The following is an 8,970-nucleotide window of genomic DNA, read 5'->3' as shown; positions in this document are numbered from 1 at the left end:
AAGTGGGGGCGGACGTAGGTCCTGGCGGCGATTCGGCTGCGGGCGGCGGGGGCCGCTTCGGCGAGGACGGCCTCGGCGGGCCGGGTGGCGGCGACATAGATCCACCGGAGGACGGCGGGCAGGGCGAGCGCGAGCACGATCGCGCCGGCCCTGCCGGCGGTGAGCTGTTGCGTGGGGACGCCCATGCCGATGGTGACGACGGATTCGCCGAGGGCGACGATGACGAGCAGGCCGTGTCGTTCGACGAAGTGCGCCGGGGTGAGGTGGAAGGCGGCGGCGACGCCGAGCCAGGAGTGGCGGGGGAGCAGGTAGGGCAGGACGGCCTGGACGAGTACGGCGGCGGTCCAGAGGGCGGGCACGGCGGGGCCGCTGAACGCGGCGGCGGCCAGGACGAGCAGGGCGGCGCCGAGGTTGTAGGGGGCGAGCCGGCGGACGCCGGCGCGGGCGTCGGAGTGCAGGAACAGGATGAGGTGTACGACGACCACGATCAGGTAGCCGACGGCGAAGGTCAGGCCGGTGTCGGCGAGGGCGCCGGGCAGGGCGACGGCGGTGAGCAGGAAGCCGGCCATGCCGGCGAAGAGCAGCAGCTTGGCGGCGCTCCGCCGGGGTGGGACGTGGTTGGTGAGCCAGGCGTAGCCGGTGTAGAGGTACCAGAGGAGCCCGAAGATGAGCACGGTGCTGCCGAGGCCGGCCCAGCTGAGGTCGGCTTCCAGGGCGCGGGTGAGCTGGGTGATGGTCAGGACGAAGACGACGTCGAAGAAGATCTCGACGGGAGCGACCCGAGCGGCGGTGCCGGCGTCCGGGGCGGGCCGCGGGTGTCCCATGGTGGGGACGGTAGTCGTCCGTGATGGGTGACACCCCCGGGACGGTGAGCCCGGGGGTATCGGGGTGGTCAGTCGTTGTGGTGGGCGGCCCACCACTGCTGGCCGGTGTCGGGCAGGGTGTCGATCGGGTCGTAGTAGGCGTAGCGCTTGTCGAGTGCCTCGACGTCGGTGGACTCGATGGAGGTGCGGTAGTTCTTGGTCCAGTAGGAGATGCCGCGGTCGCGGTCGTAGTCGGTGAGCATGTGCACCCAGCGCTTGCCGACGAAGGGGACGTCGCAGACGATGCGCGGGGTGGCGTAGCCGGGCAGGTAGCCCATGATGTCGTGCTGGAGCTGCTGGGCGTGCCAGACGGGGACCCGCCAGTGTTCGGCGTTGGGGATCATGTCGCACATGTAGAAGTAGTACGGCAGGATGCCGGCCTCGCCCTGCAGCGCGAAGCAGAGGTCGAGCAGCTCGGGGGTGGTGGCGTTGACGCCGCGCATGAGCACGCCCTGGTTGCGGACGTCGCGGACGCCGACGTCGAGGGCGGTCTGGGTCGCCTTGGCGACCAGGGGGGTGAGTGACTGGGCGTGGTTGACGTGGGTGTGGATGGCGAGGTTGACGCCGCGGCGGGCGGCGGTGCGGGCGACGCGTTCCAGGCCCTGGACGACGTCGGGCTGCAGCCAGTGCTGGGGGAGGCCCATGAGGGCCTTGGTGGCGAGCCGGATGTCGCGGACGGTCTCCAGCTCCAGCAGGCGCATGAGGTACGACTCGAGGTTGCGCCAGGGCACGTTGGCGACGTCGCCGCCGGAGACGACGACGTCGCGGACGCCGGGGTGGGCCTTGAGGTAGCTGATGTGGGCGTCGTAGCGCTCGACGGGCTTGAGGGTGAGTTTGAGTTTGTCGACGGCGGGGGTGGAGTTGCCGACGAGGTCCATCCGGGTGCAGTGCCCGCAGTACTGGGGGCAGGTGGAGAGCAGCTCGGCGAGGACCTTGGTGGGGTAGCGGTGGGTGAGCCCTTCGGCGACCCACATGTCGTGCTCGTGCAGGGAGTCGCGGCTGGCGTACGGGTGGGAGGGCCAGTCGGTGCGTCGGTCGGAGGCGACCGGGATCATGTAGCGCCGGATGGGGTCGGCGAGCAGCGCCTCGGTGGTGAGGGGCGCGAACGGCACCATCGTGTTGATCATTTGGGGTGGCACCAGCATGGACATGGTGGCCAGGGCCTTCTGGTCGGCCTCGAGGTCGGCGTAGAAGGTCTCGTCGACGAGGTCGCCGAGGACGGTGCGGAGCTGCTTGATGTTCTTGACGCAGTTGACGCGCTGCCACTGGGCGGATTCCCACTGGTCGCGGGTGACGTGGCGCCAGCCGGGGAAGCGGGTCCAGTCGGGTTCGACGAGCGGGTGGCGGCGGTATTCGTAGGGCTGCCCGGCGGTCGGTACGGCGACCGGGGCGTGACGGGGTTGAGGGATGGTCTCAACCGGTTGGGTCTGGGTCACGGCCCCTCCTCGTGGTGCAGCTGATCAACGTAAACCCGAAGGCTACTGGAAAATATCCGGCGAAGAAATTAGTCTGCCGGAAGTTTTCCCGTTACGCGATCCCCCGACCGGGGTCGGGCGGCTGGACAGGGGAGGTCGGCGTGACGTCACCGGTGGGACTGCACCGCGTCGTGGAACCGGCGGGGGTGCTGCCGCAGGCGGCCTGGCGGTTGGACGCGTCCGCGGCGATCGCGCCGAACGAGGTGCGGATCCGTGTGCAGCGACTCAACCTGGACGCGGCGAGCTTCCGGCAGCTGTCGGAGAAGCACGGCGGGGACGGTGACGCGGTCCGCGCCGAGGTCCTGGAGATCATTTCGACGCGGGGGAAGATGCAGAACCCGGTGACGGGTTCCGGTGGGATGCTGATCGGCACGGTGGAGGAGGCCGGGCGGCGCTCCCCGCTGGGGCTGAAGCCGGGTGAGCGGGTCGCCACCCTGGTGTCGCTGACCCTGACCCCGCTGGTGGTGACCGACGGGTTGGCCCGGTGGGACGGGCGCAGCGAGCAGGTGCCGTGCGACGGGTGGGCGATCCTGTTCGCCCGTTCCATCGCCGCGGTGCTGCCCGACGACGAGGACCCGCAGCTGTCCCTGGCGGTGCTGGACGTGTGCGGGGCGCCCGCGCTGACCGCGCGGGTGGTGTCGCGCTACGTCGAGGAGCGGCACCGCGCGGGCGACCCGACGCCGGTGCGCGTGGCGGTGATCGGCGGCGCGGGCAAGAGCGGGTCGCTGTCGCTCGCCGCGGCGCGGCGGGCGGGCGCCGCGCGTACCGTCGGGGTGGTTCCGGTGGCGGCGGAGCGTGACGCGCTGGCGGCCGCCGACCTGGCGTCGGTGGTGGCGTTGGCCGACGCGCGCGATCCGGTGGGGTTGTCCACGGCGGTGACCACCGCCCTGGGCGCCCCGGCGGACGTCACCGTGGTGTGCGTGGACGTGCCGGGCTGTGAGCACGGCGCGGTGCTGGCGACCGCCGACGGCGGCACGGTGATCTTCTTCTCGATGGCGACGAGCTTCTCGGCGGCGGCGTTGGGCGCGGAGGGTCTGGCCGCGGACGTGACGATGCTGGTGGGCAACGGGTACGTGCCGGGGCACGCGGAGCTGGCGTTGGGTCTGCTGCGCGCCGAGCCGGGGGTGCGTCGGCTGTTCACGGCACGGCTCGCGGCAGACTGAGGTCATGACGAACCCCTCGACCTTGTACCGCGGCGGCGTGCTGCACTGCCCCGCCGACCCGAGCGCGACCGCGTTGCTGGTCTCCGGTGGGCGGATCGCCTGGCTGGGGACCGACGGTGACGCGCCGCCCGCCGACCGGGTGGTGGACCTGGGTGGGGCGCTGGTGACGCCGGCGTTCGTGGACGCGCACGTGCACGCCACGGACACCGGGTTGACGCTGTCCGGGTTGGAGCTGTCCGGGGTGCGGTCGGCCGCGCGGTTGCTGGAAGCGGTGGCCGAGTTCGCGGCGGGTCTGCCGGCGGACGCGGTGGTGCTGGGGCACGGGTGGGACGAGTCGGGCTGGGCGGACCCGACGCTGCCGGACGCGGCGGCGTTGGACCGGGCGGCCGGTGGCCGGCGGGTGTACCTGTCGCAGGCGTCGATCCACTCGGCGCTGGTGTCGACGGCGTTGCTGGCGGCGTGCCCGCAGGCGGAGGCCGCGGCGGGCTACGACGCGTCGGGGTGGTTGCGGCGTGACGCGCACCACGTGGTGCGGGCGGCGGCGCAGGGCTCGGTGAGCCGGTCGCAGCGGGTCGCCGCGCAGCGGGTGGCCCTGGCGCACGCGGCGTCGCTGGGCATCGCCGCGGTGCACGAGTGCGGCGGCCCGGAGATCTCCGACGAGGAGGACTTCACGGGCCTGCTGGGCATCTCCGGCGCCGGGCTGCCGGAGGTGTACGGGTACTGGGGTGAGCTGGGTGGCGCGGCGCGGGCCCGGGAGTTGGGCGCGGTGGGCGCGGGCGGTGACCTGTTCGCCGACGGCGCGCTGGGGTCGCGTACGGCGCACGTGTCGCAGCCGTACGGCGACGCCGACGGCTGCGGGCACGGGTACCTGTCGGCGGAGCAGGTGCGGGACCACCTGGTGGACTGCGCGGCGCACGACATGCAGGGCGGGTTCCACGCGATCGGTGACGCGGCGATCGGCACGGTGCTGGAGGGTTTCGCGGCGGCGGCGCGGACGGTGGGCGTGGAGCGGCTGCGCGCGGCCCGGCACCGCGTGGAGCACGCGGAGATCATGAACAAGGCGATGATCGCCCGGTTCGTGGAGTACGGGATCGTGGCGAGCATGCAGCCGGCGTTCGACCGGCTGTGGGGTGGCGCGGGCCGGATGTACGAGGCGCGGTTGGGTCTGGACCGGTCGTTGGAGTCCAACCCGATGGGCGCCATGCACGGGGTGGGTGTGGCGCTGGCGTTCGGGTCGGACTCGCCGGTGACGCCGCTGGACCCGTGGGGGTCGGTGCGGGCGGCGGCGGCGCACCACAACCCGGCGCAGCGGATGAGTGTGCGGGCGGCGTTCGCCGCGCACACGCGCGGCGGGTGGCGGGCGGTGCACCTGGACGTCGAGGGGGTCCTCGCCCTGGGCGCGCCGGCGACGTTCGCGGTGTGGTCGACGCCGGCCGGCGTGGAGCGGGGCCTGCCGGTGTTGCAGGCCGAGGACCCGGAGCTGCGGGGTCCGGAGGACCCGACTCCGCTGCCGGTGTGCCGGAGCCTGGTGCTGCGCGGTGAGGTCATCTATCAGGAGGGGTCGTCGTGACCGGAAAGCTTGATCTTGATCCGGTGCTGGTGGCGCGGGCGCGGGAGTTGGCGCGCCGGGCCGGGCAGCCGGTCGTGGACCTGGCCCGCAGCCACACCACCGTGTCGGTGGAGCGGGCGGTGCTGCGCCTGGCCGGGGTGACCGGCGCCGACCCGGACGGCATTCCGTGGGTGAACCGGCTCGTCGACGCGGTCGTCGCGGACGTGGGGCTGGGCCACGGGGTGGCCGTGCCGGTGTTCGACGCGCTCGCCCGGGAGGGCATCACGGACGTGACGTTGCTGGCGCAGAAGGCCGCCGCCGGTTCGGTGCGCTTCGCCCTGCCCACCGGACGGGCCGCCACGGCCGCCCGGTCCGCGGCGCGCAGGGCGGTCGGGGCGGGCATCCGGCGTATCGACCGGCGGCGCGCGGAACGTGACCGTCTCGTCAAGCGGCACGGGGACCCGGCGCAGCGGCCATGGATCTACCTGATCGTGGCGACCGGGGACATCTACGAGGACATCCCGCAGGCGCAGGCGGCGGCGCGGGCGGGCGCGGACGTGATCGCGGTGATCCGCTCCACCGGGCAGTCGCTGCTGGACTACGTGCCGGAGGGCGCGACGCGGGAGGGGTTCGCCGGCACGTACGCCACGCAGGAGAACTTCCGGTTGATGCGGGCGGCGCTGGACGAGTCGTCGAAGGAGTTGGGCCGCTACGTGCGGCTGACCAACTACGCGTCCGGTCTGTGCATGCCGGAGATGGCGGCCCTCGCCGGGTTGGAACGCCTCGACATGATGCTGAACGACTCGATGTACGGGATCCTGTTCCGCGACATCAACCCGATCCGCACGTTCGTCGACCAGCGGTTCTCGCGGCAGGTCCACGCCCGCGCCGGGATCATCATCAACACCGGTGAGGACAACTACCTGACCACCGCCGACGCCGTCGACGAGGCGCACACGGTGACGGTGTCGCAGCTGCTCAACGAGTTCTTCGCGCACGAGGCGGGCCTGGCGGACTGGCAGTTGGGGCTGGGCCACGCGTTCGAGATCAACCCGGAGGTGCCGGAGTCGTTCCGGTTGGAGCTGGCGCACGCGCTGCTGGCCCGGGAGCTGTTCCCGGACGCCCCGCTGAAGTGGATGCCGCCGACGAAGCACATGACCGGTGACGTGTTCCGGGGCAACCTGCTCGACGGGTTCTTCAACCTGGCGGGCGCGCTGACCGGTCAGGGCATCCTGCTGGTGGGGATGATGACCGAGGCCGTCGTCACGCCGTGGCTGTCCGACCGCGACATCGCCCTGCAGAACGTGCGGTACGTGCTGGGCGCGGCCGGTGGCCTGCACGAGGACTTCGTGCCGGCGCCGGGCGGGTTCATCCGGCGGCGCGCCAACCAGGTCCTCGGTGAGGCGCTGGACCTGCTGGAGCGCATCGGGGAGCAGACGCTGCTGACCGCGATCGCCGAGGGCACGTTCGGGATCATGAAGCGGCCCGCGGACCGGGGCAAGGGCCTCGCCGGGGTCGCCGCCCACGAGGCCGACTACTGCAACCCGGCCACCGAGATCCTGGAGGCGGCGGCGTGAGCGGGGACCAGAAGCAGATCGTGCGGCCGTACGGGGACACCACCGGCGACGGGATGGTGCAGGTGTCGTTCACCCTGCCGGTGTCGCACGACAAGCGGGCCGAGGGCGCGGCGGTGCAGCTGGCCAACCGGATGGGCATGGACCCGGCGATGGTGGTGCACGCCAAGCCGATGGGCGACGGGTTCACCTTCTTCGTCGTCTACGGGCGGGTGAACCACCTGGTCGACCTGACCGCGGTGCAGGTGGTGGAACGGGACTTCCCGCTGCTGTCGGCCAAGGACGTCAACACGGTCGTCAAGCAGCGGCTGCGGCGCAAGCTGTCCGTGGTCGGGGCGTGCATCGGCACCGACGCGCACACCGTGGGCATCGACGCGATCCTCAACGTCAAGGGCATCGCGGGTGAGAAGGGCCTGGAGTACTACCGGGAGCTGAAGGTCACCAACCTGGGCGCGCAGGTCAGCGTGCCGGAGCTGGTCGAGGCCGCCCGCGCGGAGAGGGCCGACGCGGTGCTCGTGTCGCAGGTCGTCACCCAACGCGACGCGCACCTGCACAACACCCGGGAGATGTCCGCCGCGTTCCGGGAGGCGATGCCCGCCGGGCGGCGGCCCCTGCTGATCGTCGGCGGCCCCCGGTTCGACGAGACGATGACCGACGAGTTGGGCGTGGACCGGATCTTCGGTCGGGGCACCACGCCCGGCGAGGTGGCCAGCTACCTCGTGCACGCCCTGATCACGCAGCGGAAGGCGACGGCATGACCGACTCCAGGCTCGGGTTGACGGTGACGCACCGGCGGTACGTGCCGTACTCGCACGCCCACTACGCCGGCAACCTCGTCGACGGGGCGTACGCCCTCGCACTCTTCGGCGACGTCGCGACGGAGGTGTGCATCCGCACCGACGGTGACGAGGGCCTGTTCGCCGGGTACGCCGACGTGCGGTTCCTCGCGCCCATCCGCGCCGGTGACGTGGTCGAGGTGACCGCGCGGGTGACGCGGGTGGGCAGCCGCAGCCGCACCCTGGAGTTGGAGTGCGCGGTGGTGTGCCGGGGCCGCCCGGACCGTTCCGAGTCCGCCGCCGAGGTCCTCGACCCGCCGGTCGTGGCGGTCACCGCGACCGGCACCGTGGTCGTTCCCGCCGCGTCGTGACCCTGGCGGTCTGCGCGGACGTCGGCTCCACGTACACCAAGGCGGCGGTGGTGGACCTGGCCGCCGGTGTGCTGGTGGGCGCGGCAGCCGCGCCCACCACGGTGGGCACCGACGTGCTGCGCGGCCTGGACGCCGCGGTCGCGGCGGCCGCCGCCGGGCTCGGCGTGCGCGACATGCCGTGGTACGTGTGCTCGTCGGCCGGCGGGGGGCTGCGGCTGGCCGTGATCGGCTACGAGCCGCTGGTCACCGCGCAGGCCGGCCGGCGGGTCGGCCTGTCCGCCGGCGCGCACGTGGTGCACGTGGCGGCCGGTCGGCTCGGCGCGGCGGACCTGGCGGCGCTGCGGGGCGCCCGACCGGACGTGGTGCTGCTCGTCGGCGGCACCGACGGCGGCGACGCCGAGACGATCACCCACAACGCGACACGGCTGGCCCGGGCCCGCTGGCGGGTGCCGGTGGTGCTCGCCGGCAACGGTGACGTACGCGCCGAGCTGACCGCGCTGCTGGAATCCGCCGGGGTGCCGGTGACGGCGGCGGACAACGTGCTGCCCCGCATCGGGGTGCTCGCCCCCGCGTCGGCGCGGGCGGCGATCCGCGCCGTGTTCCTGCGCCACGTCATCGGCGGCAAACGGCTGTCGCGGGGCAGCCGGTTCGCCCGTCTGGTACGCGCGGCCACCCCCGACGCGGTCCTCACCGGCGTGGAGGTGCTCGCCGACACCATCGGCGGGGACCTCGCCGTGGTCGACGTGGGCGGGGCCACCACCGACGTGTACTCCGTGCTCACCCCCGACGAGCGGGCCACCGGGCCGGGCCGGGCGGTCGCCGGCAGCCTGTGGCGGGCCCGCACCGTGGAGGGGGACCTGGGCATGCGGTGGAGCGCCCCCGGGGTCGTCCGCGCCGCCGTGGAGGAACGGCTGCTCGCCCCCGGTGAGCGGGACGACCTGGCCGCGGCCGCCGCGCGCCGCGCCGCCGACCCGGCGTTCCTGGCCGCCGACGACGCCGAGCGGGCCGCGGACGAGCGAATCGCCACCCTCGCTGCCACGGTGGCGCTGCGCCGGCACGCCCGCGGCGCCGCCACCGGCGAACGCGCCGGCCGGGACCTGCGGGACGTGCGGCTGATGGTGGGCTCCGGCGGGGTGCTGCGGCACGCGCCAGCCGAAACCGCCGGGCGGGTGCTGGCGGCTGTCCTCGGGGCCCACGCC

The 8,970-nt window shown here is 73.5% G+C and carries 8 protein-coding genes; 6 read left to right on the top strand and 2 right to left on the bottom strand.

What is annotated here, in order from left to right:
- A partial coding sequence (locus DKT68_RS29060; protein WP_109820570.1) for a low temperature requirement protein A occupies positions 1 to 824 on the bottom strand: 824 nt, incomplete at its 3' end.
- 68 nt (positions 825 to 892) lie between these two features.
- On the bottom strand, positions 893 to 2,299 hold the full coding sequence (locus DKT68_RS29055; RefSeq protein ID WP_109820569.1) for a KamA family radical SAM protein: 1,407 nt from the start codon (positions 2,297 to 2,299) through the stop codon (positions 893 to 895).
- Positions 2,300 to 2,439: 140 nt separating this feature from the next.
- Here DKT68_RS29055 and kdd point away from each other — a divergent pair, with 140 nt between their 5' ends.
- From kdd to DKT68_RS29025, 6 genes are all read left to right on the top strand, one after another.
- Positions 2,440 to 3,501: an L-erythro-3,5-diaminohexanoate dehydrogenase gene (gene kdd, locus DKT68_RS29050; protein WP_109820568.1), complete on the top strand. Its 1,062-nt coding sequence runs from the start codon at positions 2,440 to 2,442 to the stop codon at positions 3,499 to 3,501.
- Between the two features lie 4 nt (positions 3,502 to 3,505).
- On the top strand, positions 3,506 to 5,071 hold the full coding sequence (locus tag DKT68_RS29045; RefSeq protein WP_109820567.1) for an amidohydrolase: 1,566 nt from the start codon (positions 3,506 to 3,508) through the stop codon (positions 5,069 to 5,071).
- Positions 5,068 to 6,627 carry a lysine 5,6-aminomutase subunit alpha gene (kamD, locus tag DKT68_RS29040; RefSeq protein ID WP_109820566.1) on the top strand — a complete coding sequence of 520 codons (1,560 nt, stop codon included), beginning with the start codon at positions 5,068 to 5,070 and terminating at the stop codon, positions 6,625 to 6,627. The genes DKT68_RS29045 and kamD overlap by 4 nt, the downstream gene beginning before the upstream one ends.
- Positions 6,624 to 7,382 carry a lysine 5,6-aminomutase subunit beta gene (gene kamE / locus DKT68_RS29035; protein ID WP_109820565.1) on the top strand — a complete coding sequence of 253 codons (759 nt, stop codon included), beginning with the start codon at positions 6,624 to 6,626 and terminating at the stop codon, positions 7,380 to 7,382. Before kamD ends, kamE begins: the two co-directional genes overlap by 4 nt.
- Positions 7,379 to 7,771, top strand: a complete 393-nt coding sequence (gene kal / locus DKT68_RS29030) for a 3-aminobutyryl-CoA ammonia lyase (RefSeq protein ID WP_109820564.1) — start codon at positions 7,379 to 7,381, stop codon at positions 7,769 to 7,771. The genes kamE and kal overlap by 4 nt, the downstream gene beginning before the upstream one ends.
- The coding region (locus DKT68_RS29025) for a glutamate mutase L (RefSeq protein WP_109820563.1) at positions 7,768 to 8,970 on the top strand (1,203 nt) is incomplete at its 3' end. The genes kal and DKT68_RS29025, both read left to right, overlap by 4 nt.

This window comes from Micromonospora acroterricola, from assembly GCF_003172955.1.
GTDB lineage: Bacteria > Actinomycetota > Actinomycetes > Mycobacteriales > Micromonosporaceae > Micromonospora > Micromonospora acroterricola.
The sequence above is the reverse complement of the archived record's forward strand: the minus strand, read 5'-3'. Positions and strand labels throughout refer to the sequence as shown.